Origin of the sequence: Nesterenkonia pannonica, assembly GCF_019575955.1 — a bacterium.
GTDB classification, from domain to species: domain Bacteria; phylum Actinomycetota; class Actinomycetes; order Actinomycetales; family Micrococcaceae; genus Nesterenkonia; species Nesterenkonia pannonica.
This window is the reverse complement of record NZ_CP080575.1, coordinates 1,381,656-1,405,192: the sequence shown is the minus strand read 5'-3', so window position 1 is coordinate 1,405,192 and position 23,537 is coordinate 1,381,656. Positions and strand designations below refer to the sequence as shown.

The 23,537-nt window shown below is 65.5% G+C and carries 30 protein-coding genes, 1 tRNA gene and 9 pseudogenes; 20 read left to right on the top strand and 20 right to left on the bottom strand.

Going from position 1 to position 23,537, the window contains the following annotated elements; genetic code table 11:
• Nucleotides 1-12 precede the first annotated feature (12 nt).
• The 4 genes and pseudogenes from K0H76_RS10185 to K0H76_RS10170 form a co-directional block, all read right to left on the bottom strand.
• Nucleotides 13-1,334, bottom strand: a pseudogene (locus K0H76_RS10185) (homoserine dehydrogenase).
• Between the two features lie 28 nt (nt 1,335-1,362).
• Nucleotides 1,363-2,810 (bottom strand): annotated as a pseudogene (gene lysA, locus K0H76_RS10180) (diaminopimelate decarboxylase).
• Nucleotides 2,811-2,853: 43 nt separating this feature from the next.
• Nucleotides 2,854-4,506, bottom strand: a pseudogene (gene argS / locus K0H76_RS10175) (arginine--tRNA ligase).
• A gap of 123 nt (nt 4,507-4,629) precedes the next feature.
• Nucleotides 4,630-4,764 (bottom strand): hypothetical protein, encoded by a 135-nt coding sequence (locus K0H76_RS10170; protein WP_258932918.1) that lies wholly within the window; start codon nt 4,762-4,764, stop codon nt 4,630-4,632.
• Nucleotides 4,765-5,097: 333 nt separating this feature from the next.
• On the opposite strand from K0H76_RS10170, the gene K0H76_RS10165 reads away from it, so the two are divergent.
• Together K0H76_RS10165 and K0H76_RS10160 are read left to right on the top strand one after the other, a co-directional pair.
• Nucleotides 5,098-5,223 (top strand): hypothetical protein, encoded by a 126-nt coding sequence (locus K0H76_RS10165; RefSeq protein ID WP_258932917.1) that lies wholly within the window; start codon nt 5,098-5,100, stop codon nt 5,221-5,223.
• Between the two features lie 604 nt (nt 5,224-5,827).
• Nucleotides 5,828-6,238: a LysR substrate-binding domain-containing protein gene (locus K0H76_RS10160; RefSeq protein WP_258935381.1), complete on the top strand. Its 411-nt coding sequence runs from the start codon at nt 5,828-5,830 to the stop codon at nt 6,236-6,238.
• A gap of 159 nt (nt 6,239-6,397) precedes the next feature.
• Here the strand turns inward: K0H76_RS10160 and K0H76_RS10155 are convergent.
• The 3 pseudogenes from K0H76_RS10155 to K0H76_RS10145 all read right to left on the bottom strand — a co-directional run.
• Nucleotides 6,398-6,797: pseudogene (locus K0H76_RS10155) on the bottom strand (glutamine synthetase); the annotation flags it as partial.
• Nucleotides 6,798-6,921: 124 nt separating this feature from the next.
• Nucleotides 6,922-7,368: pseudogene (locus K0H76_RS10150) on the bottom strand (type I glutamate--ammonia ligase); the annotation flags it as partial.
• Between the two features lie 134 nt (nt 7,369-7,502).
• Nucleotides 7,503-7,685: pseudogene (locus tag K0H76_RS10145) on the bottom strand (glutamine synthetase); the annotation flags it as partial.
• A gap of 324 nt (nt 7,686-8,009) precedes the next feature.
• Here K0H76_RS10145 and K0H76_RS10140 point away from each other — a divergent pair.
• The 11 genes and pseudogenes from K0H76_RS10140 (at nt 8,010) to K0H76_RS10090 (ending at nt 14,561) form a co-directional block, all read left to right on the top strand.
• On the top strand, nt 8,010-8,309 hold the full coding sequence (locus K0H76_RS10140) for a hypothetical protein (protein ID WP_258932916.1): 300 nt from the start codon (nt 8,010-8,012) through the stop codon (nt 8,307-8,309).
• A 41-nt stretch (nt 8,310-8,350) separates the two neighbouring features.
• Nucleotides 8,351-8,665 carry a hypothetical protein gene (locus K0H76_RS10135; RefSeq protein ID WP_258932915.1) on the top strand — a complete coding sequence of 105 codons (315 nt, stop codon included), beginning with the start codon at nt 8,351-8,353 and terminating at the stop codon, nt 8,663-8,665.
• Nucleotides 8,623-9,576, top strand: coding sequence for a YncE family protein (locus K0H76_RS10130; RefSeq protein ID WP_258932914.1), 954 nt, complete (start codon nt 8,623-8,625; stop codon nt 9,574-9,576). The genes K0H76_RS10135 and K0H76_RS10130 overlap by 43 nt, the downstream gene beginning before the upstream one ends.
• A 246-nt stretch (nt 9,577-9,822) precedes the next feature.
• The gene (locus tag K0H76_RS10125) at nt 9,823-9,957 is read left to right on the top strand and encodes a hypothetical protein (protein WP_258932913.1); all 135 of its coding nucleotides are present in this window, start codon (nt 9,823-9,825) and stop codon (nt 9,955-9,957) included.
• Nucleotides 9,958-10,051: 94 nt separating this feature from the next.
• Complete coding sequence (locus K0H76_RS10120; RefSeq protein ID WP_258932912.1) at nt 10,052-10,291, top strand: hypothetical protein; 240 nt, start codon at nt 10,052-10,054, stop codon at nt 10,289-10,291.
• Nucleotides 10,292-10,349: 58 nt separating this feature from the next.
• Nucleotides 10,350-11,297: pseudogene (locus tag K0H76_RS10115) on the top strand (Rv2578c family radical SAM protein); the annotation flags it as partial.
• Between the two features lie 283 nt (nt 11,298-11,580).
• The gene (locus K0H76_RS10110; protein WP_258932911.1) at nt 11,581-11,811 is read left to right on the top strand and encodes an antibiotic biosynthesis monooxygenase; all 231 of its coding nucleotides are present in this window, start codon (nt 11,581-11,583) and stop codon (nt 11,809-11,811) included.
• A 37-nt stretch (nt 11,812-11,848) separates the two neighbouring features.
• Nucleotides 11,849-11,923, top strand: a tRNA-Arg gene (locus tag K0H76_RS10105).
• An 857-nt stretch (nt 11,924-12,780) separates the two neighbouring features.
• Nucleotides 12,781-13,128, top strand: a complete 348-nt coding sequence (locus K0H76_RS10100) for a YciI family protein (protein ID WP_258932910.1) — start codon at nt 12,781-12,783, stop codon at nt 13,126-13,128.
• A gap of 10 nt (nt 13,129-13,138) precedes the next feature.
• Nucleotides 13,139-13,414 (top strand): hypothetical protein, encoded by a 276-nt coding sequence (locus K0H76_RS10095; RefSeq protein ID WP_258932909.1) that lies wholly within the window; start codon nt 13,139-13,141, stop codon nt 13,412-13,414.
• A 130-nt stretch (nt 13,415-13,544) separates the two neighbouring features.
• On the top strand, nt 13,545-14,561 hold the full coding sequence (locus K0H76_RS10090) for an RNA polymerase sigma factor (protein ID WP_258932908.1): 1,017 nt from the start codon (nt 13,545-13,547) through the stop codon (nt 14,559-14,561).
• Here K0H76_RS10090 and K0H76_RS10085 read toward each other — a convergent pair.
• The 9 genes and pseudogenes from K0H76_RS10085 to K0H76_RS10045 all read right to left on the bottom strand — a co-directional run bounded on the left by K0H76_RS10085 (nt 14,459) and on the right by K0H76_RS10045 (nt 18,129).
• Nucleotides 14,459-15,127 carry a phospholipase gene (locus K0H76_RS10085; protein ID WP_258932907.1) on the bottom strand — a complete coding sequence of 223 codons (669 nt, stop codon included), beginning with the start codon at nt 15,125-15,127 and terminating at the stop codon, nt 14,459-14,461. The two genes, K0H76_RS10090 and K0H76_RS10085, sit on opposite strands and share 103 nt — an antisense overlap.
• 8 nt (nt 15,128-15,135) lie before the next feature.
• Nucleotides 15,136-15,495 (bottom strand): VOC family protein, encoded by a 360-nt coding sequence (locus K0H76_RS10080; RefSeq protein WP_258932906.1) that lies wholly within the window; start codon nt 15,493-15,495, stop codon nt 15,136-15,138.
• A complete protein-coding gene (locus K0H76_RS10075) occupies nt 15,384-15,845 on the bottom strand; it encodes a hypothetical protein (protein WP_258932905.1) in 462 nt (153 codons plus the stop codon). Before K0H76_RS10075 ends, K0H76_RS10080 begins: the two co-directional genes overlap by 112 nt.
• Nucleotides 15,845-16,093 (bottom strand): VOC family protein, encoded by a 249-nt coding sequence (locus K0H76_RS10070; RefSeq protein ID WP_258932904.1) that lies wholly within the window; start codon nt 16,091-16,093, stop codon nt 15,845-15,847. The genes K0H76_RS10075 and K0H76_RS10070 overlap by 1 nt, the downstream gene beginning before the upstream one ends.
• 140 nt (nt 16,094-16,233) lie before the next feature.
• Nucleotides 16,234-16,879, bottom strand: a pseudogene (locus tag K0H76_RS10065) (iron-containing alcohol dehydrogenase).
• Nucleotides 16,880-16,908: 29 nt separating this feature from the next.
• Complete coding sequence (locus K0H76_RS10060; RefSeq protein ID WP_258932903.1) at nt 16,909-17,199, bottom strand: iron-containing alcohol dehydrogenase; 291 nt, start codon at nt 17,197-17,199, stop codon at nt 16,909-16,911.
• 227 nt (nt 17,200-17,426) lie between these two features.
• On the bottom strand, nt 17,427-17,564 hold the full coding sequence (locus K0H76_RS10055) for a hypothetical protein (RefSeq protein ID WP_258932902.1): 138 nt from the start codon (nt 17,562-17,564) through the stop codon (nt 17,427-17,429).
• A 68-nt stretch (nt 17,565-17,632) separates the two neighbouring features.
• Nucleotides 17,633-17,875 (bottom strand): hypothetical protein, encoded by a 243-nt coding sequence (locus tag K0H76_RS10050; RefSeq protein ID WP_258932901.1) that lies wholly within the window; start codon nt 17,873-17,875, stop codon nt 17,633-17,635.
• Between the two features lie 125 nt (nt 17,876-18,000).
• Nucleotides 18,001-18,129 (bottom strand): hypothetical protein, encoded by a 129-nt coding sequence (locus tag K0H76_RS10045; protein ID WP_258932900.1) that lies wholly within the window; start codon nt 18,127-18,129, stop codon nt 18,001-18,003.
• Here K0H76_RS10045 and K0H76_RS10040 point away from each other — a divergent pair.
• On the top strand, nt 18,110-18,568 hold the full coding sequence (locus K0H76_RS10040) for a hypothetical protein (protein ID WP_258932899.1): 459 nt from the start codon (nt 18,110-18,112) through the stop codon (nt 18,566-18,568). The genes K0H76_RS10045 and K0H76_RS10040 overlap by 20 nt on opposite strands.
• Here the strand turns inward: K0H76_RS10040 and K0H76_RS10035 are convergent.
• Genes K0H76_RS10035 through K0H76_RS10025 form a run of 3 tightly spaced genes read right to left on the bottom strand, consistent with a single transcriptional unit; the run spans nt 18,559 to nt 19,549 of the window.
• Nucleotides 18,559-18,897, bottom strand: coding sequence for a Spo0B domain-containing protein (locus tag K0H76_RS10035; RefSeq protein WP_258932898.1), 339 nt, complete (start codon nt 18,895-18,897; stop codon nt 18,559-18,561). The two genes, K0H76_RS10040 and K0H76_RS10035, sit on opposite strands and share 10 nt — an antisense overlap.
• Before the next feature lie 38 nt (nt 18,898-18,935).
• A complete protein-coding gene (locus K0H76_RS10030; RefSeq protein WP_258932897.1) occupies nt 18,936-19,331 on the bottom strand; it encodes a PAS domain-containing protein in 396 nt (131 codons plus the stop codon).
• Entirely contained in the window at nt 19,328-19,549 is a 222-nt protein-coding gene (locus K0H76_RS10025) for a hypothetical protein (RefSeq protein ID WP_258932896.1), read from the bottom strand. The genes K0H76_RS10030 and K0H76_RS10025 overlap by 4 nt, the downstream gene beginning before the upstream one ends.
• Before the next feature lie 122 nt (nt 19,550-19,671).
• Between K0H76_RS10025 and K0H76_RS10020 the strand changes: the two genes are divergently transcribed.
• The 6 genes from K0H76_RS10020 (at nt 19,672) to K0H76_RS09995 (ending at nt 22,018) form a co-directional block, all read left to right on the top strand.
• Nucleotides 19,672-19,833: a hypothetical protein gene (locus K0H76_RS10020; protein WP_258932895.1), complete on the top strand. Its 162-nt coding sequence runs from the start codon at nt 19,672-19,674 to the stop codon at nt 19,831-19,833.
• A gap of 70 nt (nt 19,834-19,903) precedes the next feature.
• Nucleotides 19,904-20,167, top strand: a complete 264-nt coding sequence (locus K0H76_RS10015; protein ID WP_258932894.1) for a hypothetical protein — start codon at nt 19,904-19,906, stop codon at nt 20,165-20,167.
• 20 nt (nt 20,168-20,187) lie between these two features.
• Entirely contained in the window at nt 20,188-20,700 is a 513-nt protein-coding gene (locus tag K0H76_RS10010) for an SLC13 family permease (protein WP_258932893.1), read from the top strand.
• Nucleotides 20,666-21,274: an SLC13 family permease gene (locus K0H76_RS10005; RefSeq protein ID WP_258932892.1), complete on the top strand. Its 609-nt coding sequence runs from the start codon at nt 20,666-20,668 to the stop codon at nt 21,272-21,274. Before K0H76_RS10010 ends, K0H76_RS10005 begins: the two co-directional genes overlap by 35 nt.
• Before the next feature lie 85 nt (nt 21,275-21,359).
• A complete protein-coding gene (locus K0H76_RS10000; protein WP_258932891.1) occupies nt 21,360-21,668 on the top strand; it encodes a hypothetical protein in 309 nt (102 codons plus the stop codon).
• A 32-nt stretch (nt 21,669-21,700) separates the two neighbouring features.
• Nucleotides 21,701-22,018, top strand: a complete 318-nt coding sequence (locus tag K0H76_RS09995; RefSeq protein WP_258932890.1) for a hypothetical protein — start codon at nt 21,701-21,703, stop codon at nt 22,016-22,018.
• A 54-nt stretch (nt 22,019-22,072) separates the two neighbouring features.
• Here the strand turns inward: K0H76_RS09995 and K0H76_RS09990 are convergent.
• Nucleotides 22,073-23,478 (bottom strand): annotated as a pseudogene (locus tag K0H76_RS09990) (FAD-dependent oxidoreductase).
• Nucleotides 23,479-23,537 lie beyond the last annotated feature (59 nt).

The following is a 23,537-nucleotide window of genomic DNA, read 5'->3' as shown; positions in this document are numbered from 1 at the left end:
CGACGCTGCGGACTACTGCTCGACTTCGACCCGAAGCACGGAGCTGATGGACTGCACCACGTCGAGGACTCCAGCGTCTCCACGGTCGCGCGGAGGTGCCGCTCCTGGGCCTTGTGCGTGACGATCTGGACCTGCGCGCCTGCGTCGCTGCTAAGCCGAGTCCTCGACCTCCCCTCGGGGCTGACTGAGCCAGGCTGCCGCATCGATTCGATGGAGACGCGGTGGTCGGCGAGGACGCGGGCGATCTCTGCGATCACACCCTCCTGGTCTGCCACCTGCATATCGATGTAGTACTGAGTCTCTGCGGCCTCGATGCTCAGCGGCTCCAGGTCTTCGGCGTCGGAGAGCAGCGGCGTCTCCGGCACTGCGGAGCGCAGGCGCCGGGCCACCGCGACGACATCGCCCATGATGGCGCTCGAGGTGGGAACCCCACCGGCCCCCTGGCCGTAGAACATCAGCTCTCCGGCGTTCTCAGCCACCACGAATACGGCGTTGAAGGCGCCGCGCACAGTCGCAAGGGGTGGGTGCGAGGCAGCAGCGTGGGTGCACCCGGAGCACTGCACCAGAGCTTCGCCGCTCCACAATCGCAAGGAGCTTGATCACGTAGCCGGACAGCGCCGCCGCTTCGATGTCATCGGGCGTGACATCGCTGATGCCCTGGCAGTAGACGTCGTCGATGGTGAAGGGGCGTGGAAGGCGAGAGTGGCGAGGATCGCGGCCTTGGCAGCGGCATCGTGACCCTCTACGTCTGCGGTGGGGTCCGCCTCGGCGTAGCCCAGCTTCTGCGCTTCGGCCAGGGCGTCGCCGAAGGCAGCTCCGGTGGTGTCCATCTGATCCAGCACGTAGTTGGTGGTGCCGTTGACGATGCCCATCACCTTGGTGATGCGGTCGCCCGAGCGAGTCCTCGATAGGACGAAGGATGGGGATGGCACCGCCGACGGAGGCTTCATAGCGAAGCAGCGCGCCCGCCTCGTCGGCCAGCGCGTGGAGCTGAGCGCCTCGGTCCGCCAGGAGGGCCTTGTTTCCAGTCACCACAGCGGTTCCCTGACGCAGCGCCCGCTCGATGAGTCCTGCGGCCGGATCGAAGCCGCCGATGAGCTCGATGACCAAGTCGACCTCGTCGACCAGACGCTCGGCGTCAGTGGTCAGAAGCTCTCGGGAATGCGCCAGTCGCGGGGATTCTCCACGTCGCGCACGGCCACAGCCGCCAGTCGGACCGGGGTTCCGACCCTGGCGGAGATGAGCTCCCTCTCCTCCACCAGCGTGCGTGCCACCTGCGCTCCGACGCTGCTTACTCCGAGCAGTCCGATAGTGATGGGCTCAGCCACGTTCACCCCTTCATCCGTTGCGGTGTGTATGTCTTCATCGCGCTTCAGCTGCGTAGCCGGTGTCCCGGGAGAGCATCATGTCGACTGTCTCGCGGCGGATGAGCACCTCAGAGCGACCTCCCGCGACACTGACGACGGCCGGACGTGTGAGGTAGTTGTAGTTGCTCGACAGCGAATGGCAGTACGCTCCCGTGGTAAAGCACAGCGAGAAGGTCTCCCCTGCTCACAGCCGTCGGCAAGTATACGTTTCGCACCACGATGTCGCCGGACTCACAGTGTTTGCCCACGATGCGAGACAGGCTGTGCTCTCCCTCCTGGGGCCGAGACGCGAGGCGCTGAATAGTCCGCGTCGTACAGAACTGGGCGAGCGTTGTCGCCCATTCCTCCGTCGACGGCGATGTATCGACGTGTCACCCCTGCTTCGACGACAACGTCTTTGGTCACCCCAGCCGTGTACAGCGTGACGCCGGCAGGTGGCGATCGCGCGGCCGGGCTCAATGCTGATGCGCGGAACATCCACCGCGCACTCGAGGCACGCCTCCTTGACCGTGCTGGCCAGTGCGGCTGCGATCTCCTGCGGATGCCGGGGTGTCCGCCTCGGTGTAGGCGATGCCGTGGCCGCCGCCGAGGTCGAGTTCGGCGAGCTCGACTCCGTGAGCGTCCCGCACGGCCGCGAGGAACTGGATGAGCCTTTGGGCCGCGAGCTCGAAGCCGTCCGGCTCGAAGATCTGCGAGCCGATGTGGCAGTGCACGCCGACCAGCTCCACGCCCGCAAGGTTCAGCGCAGCCTCTGCCGCCGCCCAGGCGGGTGAGCCTCGGTGCTGGCCGCTGTTCTGCACTGACTGATCGGCAGCGCCTCCCGCGGTGAGGGCAGACGCCTCAGGGCCCACCGGAGTGAGCGAGAGCCCGAATTTCTGGTCCTCGTGTGCGGTGGCGATGTGCTCGTGGGTCGATGCGTGCACTCCTGGAGTCAGCCGCAGCATGACGGGCGCCGTCACCCCGAGCCGGACGGCGAGCTCGGAGATGCGGGAGAGCTCGTCGAGCGAATCGGCAATGATTCTTCCGACGCCGACCTGCAGGGCGTGTTCGATCTCGGCGTCGGACTTGTTGTTCCCGTGCAGTCCGATCCGAGCCGGATCGACGCCTGCAGCGAGGGCCAGCGCCAGCTCGCCCCGCTGGCGGTGTCGATGTTCAGACCCTCCTCTGCGGCCCATCGTGCTGCGTGGGTCGTCAGGAAAGCCTTGCCGGCGTAGAACACGTCGACCTCAGCCTCGGGCGCAAATGCCTCCGAGAACGCTTCGCGGAAGGCACGGGCACGGGCGCGAAAGTCGGTCTCGGAGACCACGTAGAGCGGAGTGCCGTAGGTCGCGGCGAGCTCGGAGGCAGGTATCCCGCCGAAAGTCAGCTCTCCTGCTCGGAGCGGCCTGCATCCAAGGGAAGGAGCTTCTGCTCGAGATCCTCAGATGAGCTGCGAGGGGACAGCCACGAGGGGGCGAGGGGTGGGGCTGAACAGTCATGGTCGGTCTCACATCTTCTCTGGTGCGCTGACGCCGAGGAGGCTCAGCCCATTGTGGAGCACCTGCACGGCGGCATCGTTGAGCCAGAGTAAGCTGCGGTTGAGGTCGCTGACGGGATCGGTCGTTCCGTCCTGGTGGGTGGACGGGGCCATGCGGCATGCGGCGTACCAGCCGTGGTAGGCCGCAGCGAGCCCTTCGAGGTATCGCGCGACGCGGTGGGGCTCCCGCAGCTCGGCGGCTGAGGCGACCACTGAGGGAACTGCCCCAGGTGGGCCAGCAGCTCCTCCTCCGTCTGGTGCGTGAGGAGCGCGGCGTCGAACGTCTGCCGGTCCACGCCGTGCGCCTCGGCGTTGCGAGCCGCGTTGCATGCCCGGGCGTGTGCGTACTGGACGTAGAACACGGGGTTGTCGTTGGTGCGGGACTGCAGCAGGTCGGGGTCGACATCGATCGGTGAGTCCGCGGGGTAGCGCGCCAAGGTGTAGCGCAGGGCGTCGGTTCCGAGCCACTGAATGAGGTCGTCGAGCGCGATGATGTTCTTAGCGCGCTTCGAGAGTTTGGCGCCCTTGACGCTCATGAGCTGACCGATGAGGATCTCAATGTTCTTCTTGGGGTCATCGCCCGCACAGGCTGCTATGGCCTTGAGCCGTCCCACGTAGCCGTGGTGGTCTGCGCCCAGGAGATAGATCTTCTCCTCAAAGCCGCGGCTGCGCTTGGACAGGTAGTAGGCGGCGTCTGCGGCGAAGTACGTCGGCTCCCCGTCCGCCTTGATGAGAACGCGGTCCTTGTCGTCTCCGAAGTCGGTGGTCCGCAGCCAGATGGCCCCGTCGCGGTCCTCGACGTGCCCCTGCTCGCGCAGCGTGGCGATGGCGTCACTGATGTGCCCGCCGGAATGGAGGGTGCTCTCGGAGAACCATTCGTCGAAGTGCACGCCGAAGGCATTGAGCGTGCTGCGGATGAGCGAGAGCTGCTCCTGGTATGCCAGCTCTCGCACCAGGGGCAGCGCCTCGGCATCGGGCATGTCCCGCAGCTCTGGGCGCTTGGCTGCGGCGCTGTCGGCAAGCTCGACCACGTACTCGCCCGGGTAGCCCCCTCCGGGACGCTCTCCCCGCGGAGGCGTGCCAGGACGCTTGCGGCGAAGACGTTCATCTGGTTGCCGGCGTCGTTGATGTAGTACTCCGTGGTCACGTTCGCCCCTGAAGCTCGCAGGAGCCGTCCCACGGCGTCGCCCAGAGCGGCCCACCGCGTGTGCCCGATGTGGAGGGGCCCAGTGGGGTTGGCCGAGACGAACTCGAGGTTCACGGTGTGCCCGCTCAGGACCTCGTTGTGGCCGAAGGTCGCGCCCGACTCTACGATGGTCCGCGCGAGCTGGTAAGCGGCGGCGGCGTCTACGGTGATGTTGATGAAGCCGGGTAGGCAATCTCGACCGCGGAGATCCCTTCATGCTCGCGGAGCCTGGCAGCGAGGGTCTCAGCAAGCTGCCTGGGGGCATGTAGGCCTGCTTGGCCACCTGCAGCGCAATATTGGTGGCCCAGTCTCCGTGCTCGCGGCTCTTGGGCCGCTCCACTCGGATCTCGTCCGGGACGGTGAGGTTCAGCTCATGCGGCCTCGACGGCCTGGTGGAGCACGGTCTTCACGGCGGAGGAGAGTTCTTCGGGAGTCACCAGAACATCCTAAATGCTGTGCAGGCGCGCGGAGTCAGAGAAGCAGAGCCAGAGTCCCGGACACGGCCATGTACGCGCCCAGCGCCAGCAGGATCAGCCCACTGACCATCTCGATCCAACCGGTCACGCGGGGTTGGAGAGCCAGCGATTGGCCGCGTCGACGAGAAGGACCACTCCGATGAGATAGGCGTACATGGTGCAGGCGACGGTGCCGCCCATGACGACGACGGCGAAGAGCAGCGTGCCGTCCTCGGGCATGAACTGGGAAACAGCGCCAGGAAGAAGAGGGCGACCTTGGGGTTGGTCATGCAGGTGGCAAGCCCCGCGAAGAAGCCCGAACGCAGGGTGGGAGGCTTCTGGGCGCCTTCTTCAACGACCCGTGCAGCGTCGGGGCTGAGGCCCGGCCCGCCAGCTCCGACGGCCTGCAGAAGCGGCGCATTCATGCGGCGGCGCGCCGTGATGATCGTCCGTGTCGCCAGAAACAGGAGGTAGCTCCCTCCCACCGTGCGCAGTATGTCGTAGGCGACGGGCGACGCCTGAAAGACCGCAGCGAGGCCGGAGGCTGTCAGTGCCGCCCACAGGAAGATCGCCGTGCACGACCCTGTCGCTGCGCCGACCCCGGCCCTGCGCGAGGACAGCGCGCAGCGCAGGGAGAGCATCGTGTCGGGACCTGGGGTGACGGCAACGACGAAGGCCGCGGCAAGGAGGCCCGCATAGCTGGCAAGATTCACGTCGTTCATCCTCGCGGCAGAGATACATCGTGACAAGCAATCTTTTTCGAAGTATTGATCGGCAGTGACTAATAATAGATGGATGATGAACCCACAGCGCCTCCGTGTCCTGCAGGCCGTCGTCGCTGCGGGGTCATTCCAAGCTGCAGCGCGCAGTCTCCACTACTCCCCGCGACAGTCAGTCAGCACATGGCGGAGCTGGCCCATGAGACGGGGCTTGAGCTCTTTACGCGACGGGGCCGGGGCCTTCAGGCCACCGCCGCTGCGCTGCAGCTCTCAGAGCAGGCAGGGGATGCTCTGGCGGCGCTGCAGCGCGTGGAGCGCACCGCCGAGGACATGCGCCGCGGTCAGGGCAATCAGCTCACGCTGTCGTCGTTCTCCTCGGCCGCGAAGGAATGGCTCCCGCATGTGGTGGCGGCCGTGCGGCAGATCTCCCCGGGCATCGTGGTGGAGATCAGTCTCAACGAGGCAGCCGTAAGTAGCAGCCCGTTCCATCCGCCGGACATCGACGTGCGCCAGGAGAGCCTCGAAGCCCCTTCCGAGCACCTCCCGGATATCTCCGACGCCCCTTGGGCATCGAGGAGTTCGATGTGGCCCTGCTTACTGGTCATCACCTCGAGAGTCGGGACGTCGTTGCCGTGCACGAGCTGGCGGAGGAGCTGTGGGTCGACCACGACATCTTCGAGACCCCGGCCAGCAGGATCATCCGGTCCGCGTGCAGAGCGGTAGGCTTCACACCGAATGTGGTGGCCCGGCTCGATGATCACTACGCCGCCCTGAGCCTCGTGGAGGCTGGAGTTGGCATCACGGTGCTGACTCGTCTGGCTCTCCAGGACGCGGCCCCACGGGTGAGCATCCGCTCGCTGCATCGTCCGGCGGTCCAGCGCAGGGTAGTGGCTCACGTCCGGCAGGAGCGCGGAAGCACTCGATCGGTCAGCACGGCACTGAAGACGCTTCATAGGCTCGCCGCAGACGCTGGCCTGCGCAGTGAGGAGCCCTGAACGGACTGCAGACGCGCAAGGGCCCCGCCTCAACGACGGGGCCCTTGCTGCTGTTCGGCTCAGCCGAGAATCAGACGCTGAAGTACAGGTCGAACTCTGCGGGGTGGTCCGCATGCGGATCAGGTCGATCTCTTCTTCGTGCTTGTACTCGATCCATGCCTGAACGAGGCTCTTCGGTGAACACGCCGCCTTCGAGGAGGAAGTCGTGGTCGGCCTCGAGCGCGGCCAGGGCCTCTTCGAGGCTGCCCGGCGCCTGGGGATGTCCTTGAGTTCGTCGGCTGGGAGCTCGTAGAGGTCCTTGTCGACAGGCTCGTGGGGCTCGATGCGGTTCTTGATGCCGTCCAGGCCTGCCATCATCATGGCGGCGAAAGCCAGGTACGGGTTGCCCGAGGCGTCGGGCGCACGGAATTCGATGCGCTTGGCCTTGGGGTTGGAGCCGGTGATGGGGATACGGATGGCCGCGGAGCGGTTGCCCTGGGAGTACACCAGAGACCGGGGCCTCGTAGCCCTTCACGAGACGCTTGTACGAGTTGACGGTCGGGTTGGCAAAGGCCAGCACCGCATCGGCGTGCTTCAGCAGGCCGCCGATGTACCAACGAGCGGTGTCGGAGAGGTTCGCGTAAGCCGGCCTCGTCGTAGAACAGCGGCTCTCCGCCGCTCCACAGCGACTGGTGGCAGTGCATGCCGGAGCCGTTCTCCTCGAAGACTGGCTTGGGCATGAAGGTCGCTGCGTAGCCGTAGTTGGCAGCGGTGTTCTTCACGACGTACTTGAACTTCTGGACGTCGTCTGCGGCGAGCGTCAGAGTGTTGAACTTGTAGTTGATCTCCTGCTGGCCGGGCGCTGCCACCTCGTGGTGCGAGCGCTCGACGGACAGGTAAGCGCGCTCAAGGGCCAGGACGATCTCGTCGCGGACCTCAGCCGTCTTGTCCTGCGGGGTCACGGGGTAGTAGCCGCCCTTGGTGGCGAGCTTGTGGGCGTCCGGGACGCCGTACTCGCCGCTGTTGCCTGAGCCCCAGTAAGCTTCGCGTGCGCCGAGCTTGAAGAAGGACTCGTTCGGCGCATTGCTGTAGGAGACCTCGTCGAAGAGGAAGAACTCTGCCTCGGGGCCGAAGAAGGCGGTGTCTGCGATGCCGGAGGATGCGAGGTACTCCTCGGCCTTCTTGGCGACTCCGCGGGGGTCACGGGCGTACGGCTCGCCGGTGCGGGGTTGATGATGGAGAAGGTCATCACCAGGGTCTTCGCCACGCGGTACTCGTCGAGGAAGGCCGTGGTGGGGTCCGGAATCAGCTGCATGTCCGACTCCTGGATGCCCTGGAATCCGCGAATGGAGGATCCGTCGAAGAGCTGTCCGTCTTCGAAGAAGTCCATGTCCACGGTGTGCGCGGGGACGTTGAAGTGGTGCTGAAGGCCTGGCAGATCCGTGAAGCGGACGTCGACGAACTTCACGTCCTCGTTCTTGATGTAGTCGAGAACTTCCTGGGGCTGGAGAACATGCGGTACTGCTCCTCATCGTGTGAGTCGGTCATCGGACTCCTGAGCGGCAGCAGAAGCTGACTCAGGCAGACACGTGACACACTACCGACTCTCCGGTTTCCCGCTGGTCACGCAAATGTTTCCGGCATGTTAACGGAGGCTCTCAGACGTACACTTGTCGCCTGTGAGTCCAGATCGAGATGACGACGGATACCCCGGCGACGTTTTGGGGCTGCCAGCTGATGGTCCGGGCGCGATGGCGCCTTTCGGGCGGAGGGTGCTGGCCCTGTTCATCGATTGGGAATCGCCTCCCTGATCTCGCTCACCTTCTTCAGCTTCAATGAGCTCGCAACGCTGGGCATCTTCGTGCTGACGCATGTGGTGCTGGTGGGCCTGCTCGGTGTGACGATCGGCAAGCGACTCGTCCGGACGCAGGTGGTGCGACTGGGATCCGGGTCCGGCCCAGCCCTGCCGGGGCTCGCATGGTCCAGCCTCCGCACCGCCATGCTGCTGCTGGTCCTTCCCGTGCTGCTGATATCCCCGGATGGCAGGGGCGCCCATGACAGAATCGCGGGAACTGTCCAGGTCCAGATGTGAGGCATCATGACTGAATCCCGCCCGCTCCCCTGCGCCTGCTCATGCTCGGCGCCGGATTGTCCGTGATGCTCTCCGCATGCGGCGGTGACGACGAGGAGCAGTCAGCAGAGACCGAGCAGGAGAGCATCCCCAGCCCCACCCTTGAAGGCGACACCAGCGAGAGGGATGAGCAGGACGGCGGGGACGACGCTGACCCTGCGGACGAGGACGATGCTGTGCCCGGCGACGAGGAGATCCCTGATCGTCCCCATCGAACACCACAGGCTTCGCCTTCGCCGAGTCGATCACGGAGCCTTCGATCTTTCCCAAGTCGGTGGTGTCCAACGGTCGCGGCCTCGCCATCGCGAACAACATGATCTACAGGAACAACTCCACCCTGTATGACACCCAGGAGCGGGAGCTGGTCCAGGAGCTCGATGCGACGCTGAACCCTGCTGATTTCGGCGTCGAGGGCTACCCGGACGAGGTCACCGGAGCCCCGGTGGAGGCGGTGTGGACCGTGGACGGCGAGTACGCATACGTCTCTCAGTACCGCTTCCGCGACTACGGCGCGGACGCCTATGACGACTGCCGCAACGGTGACGCGGTGGAGCCGACTGCACTGTTCCGCTACAGCGTCGAAGAGGGCACCTGGGATGACTTCATCGAGGTGGGACGCGTGCCCAAATACCTGTCTGTGACGCCGGATGCCTCGACGCTGCTGGTGTCGAACTGGTGCGATCACGACCTGTCGGTAGTGGATGCCGAGTCCGGTGAGACCACCCAACGCATCCGCCTGAACTCGCAACCCCGGGGCATCGCTCCCATGCCGGACAACCGAACGGTGTATGTGACGGCCATGTACGCGAACGAGATCTACGAAGTGGACCTGGAGACCGGCGAGGCCGAGATGTTCTACAACCAGGGCGAGCGGCCCCGGCACTTGGTGCTCTCGCCGGAGGGCGGTGTGCTGTATGCGACCTTCTCGGGCTCAGATCAGATCGTCGCGTTCGACACCGACACCAACGACGTCATCGATTCGACGCCTACGGGCCGCGAGCCCCGCACCATGGACATCTCAGCCGACGGCACGGCTCTGTTCGCAGCGAACTATTACGACAACACGATCTCGAAGTTCGATGCGGAGACCCTGGATGAGATCGAGACGCTTCCCGCGGGCGAGTTCCCCATCGGGGTCACCTACGACGAACTGTCGGGGACCGTATGGGTGTCGAACTATCACGACGGCGGGGCGCTGATGATCTTCGACGACACCGTCGAGCAGTAGGCCCGGAAGGGTTCGGCGCTTCCGGGCGTTGTCAGGGGCGTCAGCACCACATCGACTCCCAGGAGGGCACCATGGCTCGAATCACTGTTCTCGGCGGCACCGGCTACAGCGCTCCCACATCGCGAGCGAAGCTGCGTCCCGCGGCCACGAGGTCACTGCCGTCTCACGGCGAGCCCCTGAGTCTCCGACTGAGGGTGTGAACTATGTGAGCGGGGATGTGAAGGACGAGGATTCCTTGCGGGCCTCATGGATGGCGCGGAGGTGATTCTGGTGGCGATTGCCCCGCGTGAGGACATGCTGGGGCAGGTGAAACAGGCGGCCGAGAGGCTGATCCCCATGGTGGAGAAGCACGGCGTGCGGCTGGGCGTGATCGGTGGGTAGGCTCTCTGCGGGTCTCGCCCGATGGGCCCCGTCTGATTGAGACGTCGAAGTTCCCGGAACAGGCCAAACCGGAGGCTTTCGAGATGACGGAGGTATGGGGGACCTTCAGCGCAGCGACGAAGCGCTGGACTGGTTCTTCGTCTCCCCTGCCGCGGGCTTCGGCGCGTTCAACCCTGGCGAGCGCCGCGGCACCTACCGGACGGATGATTCCGGTGTGCTGCTCACAGATGATGAGGGCCGGTCCGACCTGTCTGCGGCCGACCTGGCCATCGCTCTGGTGGATGAGGTCGAGGCCCCAAGGCACCACCGCACGCGCTTCGCCGTGGCGTACTGACCTTCTGCCCCGGTCGGCTCCATGGACCTGGATTCGAATCTGTGTTCGAATAGGTCGCATGCGGTGGGAGAACCAGAAGATTCACGAGGACGCAGGCACAGCAGCCGCGGCACCCTCATCCCCTGCAGGGTCTCGTTCGAAGTGTCCGCACTCCTGAGTTCGAGGGCATCACCTTCCACGAAGTGGCAGCAAAAACAGCACTGAACAAGGTTCCTGGCCAGTCGAATATGCCTTTCAGCTGGACCGTTAATCCCACACGTGGCTGCACCCACTCCTGCAAATACTGCTTCGCCAGAAAGACGCACAGCTACTTGGATATGGGAACGGGCGAAGATTTTGACACACAGATCGTCGTCAAGACGAACGTGGCAGAGGTGCTGCGCGCGGAGTTGTCGAAGCCCTCCTGGAAGCGCGAGCATGTGGCTCTGGGCACCAATACCGACCCCTATCAGCGCGTGGAGGGGCGATATCAGCTGATGCCGGGCATCATCCGGGCCCTCGCTGATTCTGGGACACCTTTCTCCGTCTTGACCAAGGGGCCGCTGCTGAAGCGAGATCTGCCTCTGCTCGTGGAAGCATCCGCGCAGGTCGACGTCTCTGTGGCCGTCTCCTAGCCATCATGGATCCTGACCTCCAGCAGGCCGTGGAGCCGGGCACACCGAACCCCACTGCTCGACTGAACCTGGTGAAGGCAGTGGCCGACGCTGGCCTGGACGTCAACGTCCTGGCGATGCCCATCCTCCCGTGGCTGACCGATTCGGAGCACCACCTGGACTGGCTGCATGGGGCGCTTCGCGGTAGGCGCGAATTGGGTCAGCACCGGTGCCCTGCACCTGCGGCCCGGTGCGCGCGAGTGGTTTATGCAGTGGCTGCAGCAGGAGCATCCTGCGCTCGTTACGAAGTACCGCCACCTGTACAGCGGCAAGAGGGTTTCGGCACCTACGCGTCGAAGGAGTACAAGCAGTGGCTCAGCGCCCGCGCAGCCGAGGCGCGGCGGCGCCATGGGTTCGTTCGGGACGGTGACCTGCGCTGGCGGGCGCGCATGTCCCCGGACGAGCCGACCAGGGCCTCAGCCCCTCCGGCGCCCAGGTGGAGATCCCAGGTCTGGAGCTCACCGGGACCAGCCAGAACGCACTGTTCTGATTCCGCCTGGGGTCCGCACTCGGGCGCCACGCCCGATAGACTCTCGGCATGGCTGACTCTCCTGTCATTAAGATCAACGCCATCACGGTGGCCGCTTAAGCTCAGGCGACGAGCTGGTAGAGCGCTTCGCCGCGCGCCAGGACTCCATGAAGGGCACACCTGGGTTCCAGGGCTTCGAGCTGCTGAAGCCCACCGACGAGCGCACGACGTGGCTGGTGGTCACGCGCTGGGACTCGGAGCAGGACTACGAGAACTGGCGCAGCTCAGAACGGTTCGGCGCCTCCCACGGTGAGAAGGACCAGGATGAGGCGCCCAAGCAGAAGCCGGTGGGCATGTCCGCCGAACTGTGGAGCTACGAAGTCTCAGTGAGCGCCTGACTCTGGTAATCTGTGTCGGTCGCTGAAAGCGATCCCCGCCTCCATAGCTCAGGGGATAGAGCGTCGGTTTCCGGTACCGAAGGTCGGAGGTTCGAATCCTCCTGGGGCACCATCGCGCCGCACATCTTCAGCAAGCGAGGCTTGATCAGCCACGTTGCGGAAGATACAGAGCTCCGAACCGCACTTGGTTCGGAGCTCGAGCTGTTTATAGGCAACGTGAGCCATCTTGTGGGCTCTTGCCCGAAGCAACACGGGGGTGTAACGCATGCACGCAGAGACGGATTTCACGAGGTACGTCCCGGACACTTGGACACGCGTCGGCCTGGAGTCCGCCGGGTACACCGGCTTCGTCCCATTCGAGAGACTCCGTGACGACCCTCCCCCGACCTGTGCAGGCGTCTACGCTGTCCTGCGCGAGTCCACCGAACCGCCTCAGTTCCTCGAACTGAGTGCGGCTGGCAAGACACGCGACGTCACCGCTCCGCCCGAGACCCTTCACCAGGAATGGGTCCCCGGCGCTCAGGTCTTGTACATCGGCAGAGCGACGAGCGGCAAGCGACGCAACGGTCTCCACCGGCGGCTGCAGCAGTATCGACGGACCGGCGCTGGGACTGCCGATCATCACAGCGGAGGTGTATGGGTCTTCCAACTCAATGATGCCGCGTCCCTGCTTCTGTGCTGGCGGACTGCGCACGACCCTCTGACGTGTTCGTCAGCGCCCTAGAACGACGGCTCATCACGGACTTCGCCGAACGGCGGAACACAGCAAGCGCCCGTTCGCGAACCGACTGGGCTGAACCTCGCGGCGCAGCGGCACGCTGCAGGCCCACCCGCTCCCTCTCACCCAAAAACTCGAAGGCTTCGGCTGTCGATATAGCCGATCGCCGTACGTCATGATGGTGTCGGGCGATCCAGTTCGGCGTACACCCACCCCTGGCCCAGGTGCCGGAGACAGCTGAGGAGAGACTCATGAAATACGCATTGCTGCTGATGGGCCGCATTGATGATCCGAACTGCGGTGCCGACGGCGGACCGAACCCTGAAGAATTCTTCGCCTTCGACCAGGAGATCACCGACGCTGGGGTGGTGGTTTCGTCTTTCGCACTGGAGGACCCGGAGCACGCAGTGAAGGTGGAGACTGGTGCCGACGGAGACCGTGTGGTTTCAAGCGGACCCTTCGCCGAAGTGCAGGAGTTCGTAGGCGGCACCTACATCATTGAGGTCGCTGACGTGGATGAGGCGATCTCGTGGGCCAAGAGGAGCCCGGGCTCAAAACCGGGCGGGCATGTGGAGATTCGTCCCGTGGCGCCTTACTAGGGACTGAGTCGTGATCCCCGCACTGTCCGACGATGAAGCTGGTGCGGCGGTGCGCAGCGCCCTGGAATCGCTGGGTCCCGACGGTCGAGCCCAAGTGCTTGCCGCGGTCGCCCGGCGGTTCTCCGACCTTGACCTGGCTGAGGAGCTGGTCCAGGAGGCGATGGTCCAGGCGCTGCGCACCTGGGGCGCGATGGGGTGCCCGAAGTGCCTGAGGCGTGGCTCATCACGGCGGCCAAGCGACGAGGAATCGACGCATTGCGCCGCGAGCAGGCGCAGGCACGGCTGATCCCGCGGTTGGGGGCCCTCAATGAGCGCGATCTCGCCTGGGGAACGGCGATCATTCCGCGGATAGCTTCTTAGACGAGAGCCCGGTCGCTGATGAGCGGCTTGGACTGTTCTTCGCCTGCGCGCATCCGGTGCTGAAGCACGAGGAGCGGATCGCCCTGACCCTGCGCTTTCTGGTAAGCCTGAGCACAGTGGAGGTGGCACACGGCCTGATGGTGCCGGTGACGACGATGCAGCAGCGCCTCGTCCGCGCTAAGCGACGGATCAGGACTATGGGAATCTCGTTCAGCGTGCCGCCTCGTGAGCTGCTCCCGGAGCGGCTGGCGGCGGTGCAGCGTGTGGTGTATCTGCTCTTTGCTGAGGGCTTTGCGCGGTCGGCAGGTGCTGCTCACGTGCGTGATGACCTCACGGAGGAGGCCATTCGCCTCACACGGATGCTGCGCCAGCTTATGCCTGGCTCAGCGGAGACGGTAAGCATGCTTGGTCTGCTGCTGCTGACCCAGGCGCGCAGGCCTGCCAGGACTGATGAGGGCGGCAGACCTGTTCCCCTGGCGGAGCAGGATCGCAGCCGCTGGGATGCGTCGCTTATTCATGAAGGTCTGAGGCTGGCCGAGTGGGCTGCCTCTGCGCCCGGTGCGGGACCGTACGCGATTCAGGCAGCGATTGCTGCGGTTCACGCGGAGGCCGTGGATTTCGACGCCACTGACTGGCCGCAGATAGCGGTGCTCTACCGCATGCTGGAGAGCTATGAGCCCAGTCCTGTGGTCCGCCTGGGGCGGGCAGTGGCCTGGGGCCGGGCACATGGCATGCACGAAGGATTGGCTCAGCTCGATGCGCTGTCAGGTGAGCCTGCGCTGGAGAGATTCCGCCCTTTCCACATCGCCCGAGCACTGACGCTTGAAGACATAGGCGACGCCGAGGCCGCTATGGAGGCCTACCGCCGGGCCTTACAGCTGCCTGGCAACGAGGCAGAGAGTGAGTTCCTCATCAGCGCGCTCGTCGGACTCGAAAGGCTTCAGGGAGGAGCAGCTGAGCCGATGAATGCCTACGCAAAGGGCTCCTCACGCTGCGCACCTGCGCTTTCTCCCAGGAGCGCGCGGATCCGCGACACGGCATGGTCGGTGATGTGGTGCTCACTATCGCGGTAGACGGTCAGCGTCGTCGCCTCAGCGAGTGCCTCGAACGCTGACGCCGTCTCCTTGGCCCGGTGCAGCGGCACCCAGGGGTCCTCATCTGCGCAGAACAGCTCGACCGACACCGTTCTGAGGGGTGCCCCGACAGCCGGCGCAAAGCTGCGCACATCGGGCCCCATGTACCCGCCGGTATGCAGGACCGCACCATCCACCGGCGGCTGTCGCGTCAGCAGGTACTCGGCCAGCAGACACGCCCCCTGGGAGAAGCCGAGCACCACCACGGGCGGCCCATGCGGCGTCGCGCTCGTCGAGCAGCCGCCCCAGTTGGGCATCCACGACAGCCAGCGCCTCCCCAGCTGCGGCTGGTTCTCCTCCTGATCGGCCATGAACCCGCCCGGGTACCAGGAATGATCCGCGGCAGACGGCATCACCCAGTGCAGCCCGGGCAGGTCCACGCGATCCGCCAGCTCCCGGATGAACTCGGGGCTCTGGGTGCGGCCGTGAACTCCGTAGACGACCGCGCCAGCATCGTCCGCGCGCTCACCATGCGTGATGGGGGCGATCTCGGAGTGGGAGCGCATCCGAGGGATCAGTCCTCCACGGTGATCGGCTCCAGCTGGGCCATGATCTTCTCGCGATCCTGCTCGAAGTGCGGCGGGATCATGAACTGCTTCCCCAGCTCCTCCGGAGACTCGTCGCAGTCCCATCCGCCGTCCTCATGAGTGACCGCCAGCTCGAACAGAGCTCCTCCTGGGGTCCGCACATAGTGCGACTTGAAGTAAGTGCGATCCTTCAGCTCTGAGACGTCGGTGTAGCCAGCACCCTCAATGTCGAACTTCACCGCCTCCTGGTTGTCCAAAGTGTCCAGGTTCCAGGCGAAGTGGTGGTAGGTGTAAACCGCGAAGCGCCACGTGCCCTGCTCATCAGTGCGATTCCCGCGCAGCTCCACCCAGTTGCCGTGCGCATCCGAGCCGAGACGGAAGCGCGCCACGTCCCCGGTCTCGCTGATCTCCCCGCCTTGAAGAAGACATCATCGACGAACTCGACCATCCGGTCCATGTCGTAGGCGTGAATGCCCATACCGTAGATGCCGTGCACCGCATGCTCCGGCGGAACACCGTGGCCCGGGTGACCGACGCGCGGATCACCCTCGGCGCCCACCAGCACGTACTCCAGGCCGCTCGGGTGGTTGAGCAGGATTCGACGCTCGTTGAAGAGCTCCTCCTGCGCAAAGTCGATGGCGAAGCTCTTCAGCCGCTCGGCCCAGAAATCCATGGAGGCCGCCGGAACGGAGAGCATCACCTCGCGAGCTTGGTTAGTTCCGCGCTTTCCGAAGACTCCCTGATGCCCCCAGGGAACGTGGTGACCACCGACGAGGGATCGCCGTTCGCATTGCTGTAGTAGAGGTGGTAGACGGGGATCGAACCGTCATAGAGGACGGTCTTCTTGATGAACCTCAGACCAAGGACCTTCGTGTGGAAGTCCACGTCCTCCTGTGCGCCCGCAACAGAAAGCGTGACGTGGTGAGAGCCGAGCAGGTACGTCATGGTGAGCCTCTCTTCAAGGGTGTGATTTACCTCACACCGCAAGGCTCATTTTACGCAAGCGTCCGACCACGTCAAGCATGATTCGGCGCCCTCGGACGAGGAATGCCGCGACGCACAAGCGGGACGCTGCCGCAGCCCGATCAGCGGCTCAGCGCCGCCGGATCCTCTCCCGCCCAGGCAGCACGCACGATGCGCCGCGCATCGGAGGCAGAGACAGGACGCGGGTTGCTGGAAGGGGCAGCGGCCAGCACCAGCTCCGCAGCACGGTCAAGATCGGCCTCCTCGAGGCCATGGTCGCGAAGGGCCCCGGGCGCGCCGATGGCTGCCCGCAGCGCCATCAGACCCTCCACCGGATCTTCAGCGCCGAAGGCCTCGGCAATGCGCTCCGCCGCAGATCGGGCCTCCGGCGCGTTGAAGGCAAGCACATAGGGCAGCATCACAGCGTGCGTCTCAGCGTGCGGGAGGTCGAACCCGCCGCCCAGAGCGTGGCAGATCTTATGATGCAGGGCTGACCCGGTGGAGGCGAAGGCCACCGCAGAGAGGTATGCGCCGTACTGCATCTGCTGGCGGCCAGGCTCGCTGGCACGCGGATCGCTCGCCACCTTCGGAAGTCCCTCAGACAGGGCGCGCATCGCCTCGCCGCCCAGGCGGTGTTGATCAGGTTGGCCCCGGGGCCCAGAGACCGTCGATGGAGTGGGCCAGAGCATTGAGGCCCGAGGCGACCGTGAGATCTGTAAACAGGTCGCGAACGAGCTCAGCGTCGTAGACGACAGCGGCCGGAAGCACGAAATCATCCGTCCCCGTGGTCTTTGTGCTTAGGCTTCAGTCATACCCCAGATGTTGGTGCCCTCGGAGCCGGAGTAGGTCGTGGGCACTGCGATGATCGGCAGCCGGTGGGTCAGTGCGACAGCCTTCGCCAGTCCGACGGCAGAGCCTCCTCCGATCGCCACCAGAAGGTCGGCCTCTGAGCGCTGCGCCTCGACGCGGGCGGCTTGGGCATCCTCCAGGGGCACATGACGGGCAGCACCACGATGGGAGTGGACCACCGGCAGGCCGCTGGCAGCCTCAGCGGCCGTATCCCCGGCGCTCTCTGCAGCGATGAGCATGACCCGTCGGGGAGCGCCCGTCGATTCGGCGAACCGTTCGACCTCCCCGCGAGATCAGACGCCGTATTGCCCACTCCGAAGCTCACTCGCTGACCGAGCGTCTGGTGACTGAACGCCATCGTGGCCACGTGTCCGCCTCTCCGTCAGATCACCGCAGGACGGTGCATGTCATGGGCCACAGTGTACTGCGCAATGTCCCGGCGTAGGGGGCACTCATGGCTCAGAGCCTATGCGGCCCACCGGTAGCGGTGCTCCGGGCGGTAAGCCGACCCGTACCTCATCTGCAGCTGAGCTCTGCCCTCGGCGCAGTGGTGCTCCAGATAGCGTCGGGCCGTCACACGGGCGACGCCGGTGCGGGCAGACACCTCGGCAGCGGAGAGATCCGTACCAGCTTCGCGAAGAGTCTCCGCGACCAGGTCGGCCGTTGCTGACGTCAGCCCCTTGGGCAGGGGCTGGCTCCTCCCCGCGGGCGCAGCAGACCCAGCAGACCGTCCACATCGTCCTGGGTGGCCGTACCCATCTGAGTCATCTTGCGCTGAGCCGCCGCGTAGCGCTCCAGCTGCTCCCTGAGCACAGACAGCGGAAAGGGCTTCAGAAGGTAGTACACCGCGCCGCTGTGCAGTGCCGTGCGCACGTGCTCCACGTTGCGCAGCGCCGTGATGACCAGGACATCCACGAGCCCCCTGAGCCTCCGCCTGCGGCCCGCGCAGTTCGTTGAGCACGTCCAGGCCCGAGGCATCGGGCAGGAACAGGTCCAGGAGCACCAGGTCTGGCTCGTGCTTCCTCACTGCGGCGAGCGCCTCATGCGGCGGTGTGGGCGGCGGCGACGACGGAGAAGCCGCTCATCGAGTCCACGAGCTCGAGGTGGTTCTGAGCCACGCGCACGTCATCGTCGACGACGAGGACACTGATGGTGCCTCTGCGGCTCACAGTGAGGCCTCCGCGGGGCGGCTGCGGCTTCGGCCGGGGCTGGTGCGGGGATGTAGGCGGTGAAGACAGTGCGTTCGGCAGTGTCCACTTCGACGTTTCCTCCCCATCGGCGGCATGCCTGGCGCACCAGGGCGAGCCCGAGGCCCCTGCGGTCGCTTCCTTGGGTCTGTTTGGTGCTGAATCCTGCCGCGAATATCTGCTGCGCAGTCTCGGGGCTCACGCCGGGGCCGGAGTCGGTGACACGGATCTCGACGAGACCTCGGGAGGGGCTCGGGTGATCGTGAGCGTCCCCGGCAACGGCGTGCTGCCGCACGAGAAGCTCCACCCATTCCCCGTCGCCTGTCGCTTCGAGCGCGTTGTCGACGAGATTGCCGACGATGAGCAGGAGGTCGTCGCGCAGGCGTCCCTCGAACTCACCTCCCAGCCAGCTCAGTGGTGATACGTCGAGCGCCGTTCCTGTTCGGAGGCTTGGACGGATTTGGCCAGGATGAGGGCGCTCAGAGTGAGGTCGCCGATGCGTTCGGTCACCTGCGCGTTGGCTCTGATCGTCGCTGCGGAGAGCTCGGTGAGGTAGTCCTTGGCGCGCTCGACGGCTCCCAGCTCCAGCATGCCTGCGACCGTGTGGATCCGATTGGCGAACTCGTGCCGCTGGGCGCGGAGGCCCCTAGTGACGGTGCGTGCGCCGTCGAGCTCGCCGGTGAGCTGGGTCAGCTCAGTCTGGTCGCGCAGGGTGATGACGGCACCTCCGTCGACCTCGCCGACGCGCACCGGGCGTCGGCTGCAGACGACGATCCTGTCTCCGATGCTCAGGAGCTCATCGCTGGAGGGGCCATCGCCGCTGAGCAGCTGGTCAGCCTCTGGGGAAGGCTCGCCTGTTCCGGCAGCTGACCTATGTCCTCGGCGCTCAGGCCCAGCAGACTGCGTGCCGCATCGTTGGCCAGGACGATTCGGCCGTCGTGATCGACTGCGATCACTCCCTCGCTGATGGCGTAGAGGAGGGCTTCGCGGCTGTCGAGCAGCTCGGTGATCTGATGGGGCTCCAGCCCGTGGGTGCGCGCGCGGATGCGCCGGGAGATCACGTAGGCACCCGCCCCGCCGAGAAGCAGGGCGGTCATAAGGGTCCCGGCAATGACGGGCAGCGCCTCTGAGATGGCTCCGTCGATGTCGGAGGTGAGGATTCCCACCGAGACGTACCCGATCACCTCGCCGTCCTCGCCCCATATGGGTGTCCGCGCCCTGAGTGTGAGTCCGGCAGGCCCCGCTCGACGCCTGTCCATTCGCTGTAAGCCAGCACGGAGGAGGCGTCGATGCTCGAGGGCTGGCCGATCGCGTCCTCAACAGGGTGGGAATGCCGGATGCCGTCCTCGTCAGCGACCACGATGTACTCGAACCCGGAGGCCTCGCGGAGCCTTTCGGCCATCGGGCCGAGCTCCTGGGAGGGTCCTCGGACGCCAGGCCGTCCCGAACGGCCGGCATGGCGGCGACGGACTGGGCCATCACCATGGCTCGTTCCTCCCCCTCAGCCTGAACCACACGGTGGTGATGGGCGAACCAGAGCGCTCCCACTGCAGCCACGGCGGCCGCGAGGAGAACCGTGTTGAGCAGGAAGAGGTAGGTCGTCAGCGAAAGTCGCACCAGACCATTCTGCCCCAGGGAGCTGCGACCAATATGACCAATATCACCCTATTGCGATTAAGCGCGTGACCTGCGCCACTTATGTCGGAGAGTGAGTGTGGCCCGGGTCACGGGCGGCACATACCTACACGGAGGACACATGCTCAGCCTAGTCGGCCTGGCGGTCATCGGGACTATGACGACATTGCTGATCCTGGGACGCATATCCCCAGTGGTGGGTCTCACGGTGATCCCCATCGTGGGCGCCCTCATCGCAGGCTTCACGCCCGGCGAGATCAGCGACTTCTTCGAGACCGGCCTCGGCTCGGTCATGGACGTTGCGGTGATGCTGATCTTCGCCATCATCTTCTTCGGGATCATGAATGATGCGGGCCTGTTCAACCCCTCATCAGCCTTACGGTGAAGCTCACGCGAGGAAACGTCGTGGCCGTCTCGGTGGGCACCGTGCTGCTGGCCGCCGTGTGCCACCTGGACGGCGCCGGCGCCTCGACCTTCCTCATCACCATCCCCGCGCTGCTGCCGCTGTACCAGCGGCTCGGGATGAGCCGATACCTGCTGCTGCTGCTCGTGGGCACCAGCATGGGCATCCTGAACATGCTCCCCTGGGGCGGTCCCGTGGGCCGATCCGCGGCAGCACTGGACCTGGACCCCGTCACCATCTGGCGCGACCTCATCCCCGTGCAGATCATCAGCCTGGTGCTGCTGGTCGGCATGGCCGTCATCCTGGGGTACCGCGAGAGGCCCGCATCGCTGCTCACCAGAAGGTCCTCGCCTACGCCGGCGGCGGATCCGGCAGCGACGCGAGCGACACCGGCATCGGCACCGCAGAGCCGGACACCGCAGCCAGCACAGACTGGGCGGCCGGGTCCGAGCAGCCCGCCGACGCCACCCGGACGAAGATGTGGCTCAACGCCGTCCTGGTCCTCACCGCCATGACTCTCCTCGTCACCGAAATCGTCCCCCGGCACTCTGCTTCCTCATCGCCCTGTGTGCGGCGCTCATCATCAACTACCCCAAAGTCTCCGACCAGATGGAGCGCATCCGCGCACACGGCGGAGCCGCCCTGGGCACCGGGGCGATCATCTTCGCCGCCGCATGCTTCCTCGGCATCCTGCAGGAGTCCGGCATGCTGGAGTCGCTCGCCTCAGACGCAGTCGGCCTCCTGCCCGAATCCTCCATCCCCTACCTCCACCTCATCGTGGGCGTCCTCGGACTCCCACTGGAGCTGCTCCTGAGCACCGACGCCCACTACTTCGCCCTGCTGCCCCTGGTCGAAGGCATCGCATCACAGGTCGGCGTGGACACCCTCGCTGTGACCTACACGGTCATCGTGGGCAACGTCATCGGCACCTACATCAGCCCCTTCAACGCATCCCTCTGGCTGGGCCTCGGGCTGGTAGGCGCGGACATCGGCAAGCACATCAAGTACTCCTTCTTCCCCATGTGGATCTTCAGCGTCGTGGTCCTGGCCGTCTCGCTCGGCGTGGGCGCGATCCCCTGGAGCTGGTAAGCGGCGGCGTTAGGTACGCTGACGGGGTGACACGCCCGGCACCCCAGAACGCACGCACCTCCCACGAGGCGGGTGTCTGAGGCGCATGCACCTGAAGTCCGAAGCGCAGGACCTCTACGCCGCAGCCCTCGGCCGACTCTCCGAGGAGCGCACCGAAGAGATCGGGGAGCAGTGGGAGACCCGCCTGGCCTGGCCGGTGCTCATCGCCGCGATCGTCTCGGTGCCGTCAGTGTTCCTGACCCTGTTCGATGAGCCCTTCGAAATGATCGGCCACGTCGGGCTGTGGGGCGCCAGCGTCGTCCTGGTCGTCGAAACAGTCGTCCTCTTCCTCGTCTCCCCCAAAAAGTCGACTGGGTCCGGCGCAACTGGTGGCTCATCCTGCTCACCGCGCTGACCATCATCGCCACCATCTTCAGCATCGGGCCCATGCAGATCCTTCGCATGCTCCGCAGCGTCGGCGCACTCAGAGTGCTCCGCGCCAAACAGGTCGCTAAGGTAAGCGAATCCCTGCAGAAGAGCGGCGGCTCCGCCTGGAAGCGCTACCTCGGCTCAGCGCTGGCAATCATCGTCGTCGGCGCCTTCGTCATCGCAGCACTCGCCGATCCGGAATCTCCTGCCCGGGATTTCCTGGAGGGCCTCTTCGGCGAAGAGGGCGCGATCGCAGCGTCCATCGGCGCGGGTGTGGTCATTATGGGACTGATGTTCCTGCTGGTGCGTCCCGACAAGAGCAGCCAGAACGAGTAGTGCCCGGACCTCGCAGGAGGCCCGGGCACCAGGTCGTGAAACGTTCGAGCGCTGTCAGGCGGTCGTCACCCCGCGGGAGACGCTGACCATCTCCTCACGAGCCACCACCTTGATCCGCTCACGGGCCTCCCCCGAGGGCAGGCTGTAGGACTCGCCGAGCTGACGCTCGTGCTCGTCCAGCGACAGCCACCCCTCCCAGGAAGTGGTCTGCACACCGCGGGACTCCAGAAGGTCCAGCACATCCGAATCGCGCTGCTCTGCGCTGGGCAGGTTCGGGAAGTCCTCCAGCAGGTGGTTGATCGTCTCCAAGGCGTCGCCCTTGGTGTGGCCGATCAGGCCGACCGGTCCCCGCTTGATCCAACCGGTGGCATAGATGCCCTCCACCGGGGAACCGGTCTCATCGAGCACCCGCCCCCGTCGTTGGGGATGATGCCCCGCTCGGAGTCGAACGGGATGTCTGCCAGCGGCGATCCGAAGTAGCCGACCGCACGGTAGACAGCCTGCACGGGATACTCCACGAACTCGCCGGTGCCCTGAGCTCGCGCGGTGCCGTCCAGCTCCATGCGCTCGAACTTGATGCCCGCCACCTTGCCGGTGCCCGAGCCGTCCTCGTTCCTGCCTTCGACGATCTCGACCGGCTGGTGCAGGAAGTGCAGGTGAAGCTTCCGCGAAGCCTCCTCGCTTCGCTCCTCCTGCTCGACCAGCCAGTTCGCCAGAGTGTTGACCATCGTCTTCACCTGGTTGTTGGTCTTGATGGACTCGTCCGACGCCTCGTCGAACTCAAAGTCCTCCTCATAGAGGACGATGTCGACGTCGCGGGTGTGGGAGAGCTCCCGCAGCTCCAAGGGAGTGAACTTCACCTGGGCCGGGCCGCGGCGGCCGAAGACGTGCACGTCCTGGACCGGGGAGGTCTGCAGCCCCTCATAGACGTTGTCCGGGATCTCGGTCTCCAGAAGGTCTTCAGCGTGCTTCGACAGCACACGAGCCACATCGAGCGCGACGTTGCCGTTGCCGAGCACCGCCACCTGCTCAGCGTTCAGCGGCCACTCGCGCGGGTAGTCGGGGTGGCCGTCGTACCAGGAGACGAAGTCTGCGGCGCCGTAGGAGCCTTCGAGGTCGATGCCGGGGATGTTCAGGGCAGCGTCGTCGATGGCGCCGGTGGCGAAGATCACGGCGTCGTAGTGCTTCCTCAGCTCCTCGAGGGTGATGTCGCGGCCGTAGTCGACGTTGCCGATGAACCGGATGCCTCCGCGCTCCATCACCTTGTGGAGCGCCTTGATGATGCCCTTGATCCGCGGGTGGTCCGGCGCCACGCCGTAGCGGATGAGCCCGAAGGGCGCCGGGTAGCGGTCGAACAGGTGATCAGAGCGCTGCAGGATGTCTGATGCATACACGCCGGCGGGACCGGCGCCTACGACGGCGACGCGCCTACGCGGGAGGGCGGAGGTGGTCTCGGTCATCTGGTATTCGGTCCTTTGTCCTTACGTGGTGTGCGGGATGCTGGCTAGGAGGACAGCCA

Coding starts and splice junctions, on each gene's coding strand:
- K0H76_RS10100 (WP_258932910.1), top strand. CDS start 12,781: ATGAAATACGCATTGCTGCTGATGGGCCGCATTGATGATCCGAACTGC.
- K0H76_RS10020 (WP_258932895.1), top strand. CDS start 19,672: ATGGGCGAACCAGAGCGCTCCCACTGCAGCCACGGCGGCCGCGAGGAG.
- K0H76_RS10060 (WP_258932903.1), bottom strand. CDS start 17,199: ATGCTCATCGCTGCAGAGAGCGCCGGGGATACGGCCGCTGAGGCTGCC.
- K0H76_RS10040 (WP_258932899.1), top strand. CDS start 18,110: ATGGTGCCTCTGCGGCTCACAGTGAGGCCTCCGCGGGGCGGCTGCGGC.
- K0H76_RS10075 (WP_258932905.1), bottom strand. CDS start 15,845: ATGCTCTCCGTTCCGGCGGCCTCCATGGATTTCTGGGCCGAGCGGCTG.
- K0H76_RS10170 (WP_258932918.1), bottom strand. CDS start 4,764: ATGCCCGAGGACGGCACGCTGCTCTTCGCCGTCGTCGTCATGGGCGGC.
- K0H76_RS10110 (WP_258932911.1), top strand. CDS start 11,581: ATGAAGGGCACACCTGGGTTCCAGGGCTTCGAGCTGCTGAAGCCCACC.
- K0H76_RS10070 (WP_258932904.1), bottom strand. CDS start 16,093: ATGACGTACCTGCTCGGCTCTCACCACGTCACGCTTTCTGTTGCGGGC.
- K0H76_RS10015 (WP_258932894.1), top strand. CDS start 19,904: ATGCTCAGCCTAGTCGGCCTGGCGGTCATCGGGACTATGACGACATTG.
- K0H76_RS10125 (WP_258932913.1), top strand. CDS start 9,823: ATGGATGGCGCGGAGGTGATTCTGGTGGCGATTGCCCCGCGTGAGGAC.
- K0H76_RS10120 (WP_258932912.1), top strand. CDS start 10,052: ATGGGGGACCTTCAGCGCAGCGACGAAGCGCTGGACTGGTTCTTCGTC.
- K0H76_RS10000 (WP_258932891.1), top strand. CDS start 21,360: ATGCACCTGAAGTCCGAAGCGCAGGACCTCTACGCCGCAGCCCTCGGC.
- K0H76_RS10135 (WP_258932915.1), top strand. CDS start 8,351: ATGCTCGGCGCCGGATTGTCCGTGATGCTCTCCGCATGCGGCGGTGAC.
- K0H76_RS10085 (WP_258932907.1), bottom strand. CDS start 15,127: ATGCGCTCCCACTCCGAGATCGCCCCCATCACGCATGGTGAGCGCGCG.
- K0H76_RS09995 (WP_258932890.1), top strand. CDS start 21,701: ATGCAGATCCTTCGCATGCTCCGCAGCGTCGGCGCACTCAGAGTGCTC.
- K0H76_RS10025 (WP_258932896.1), bottom strand. CDS start 19,549: ATGGCCGAAAGGCTCCGCGAGGCCTCCGGGTTCGAGTACATCGTGGTC.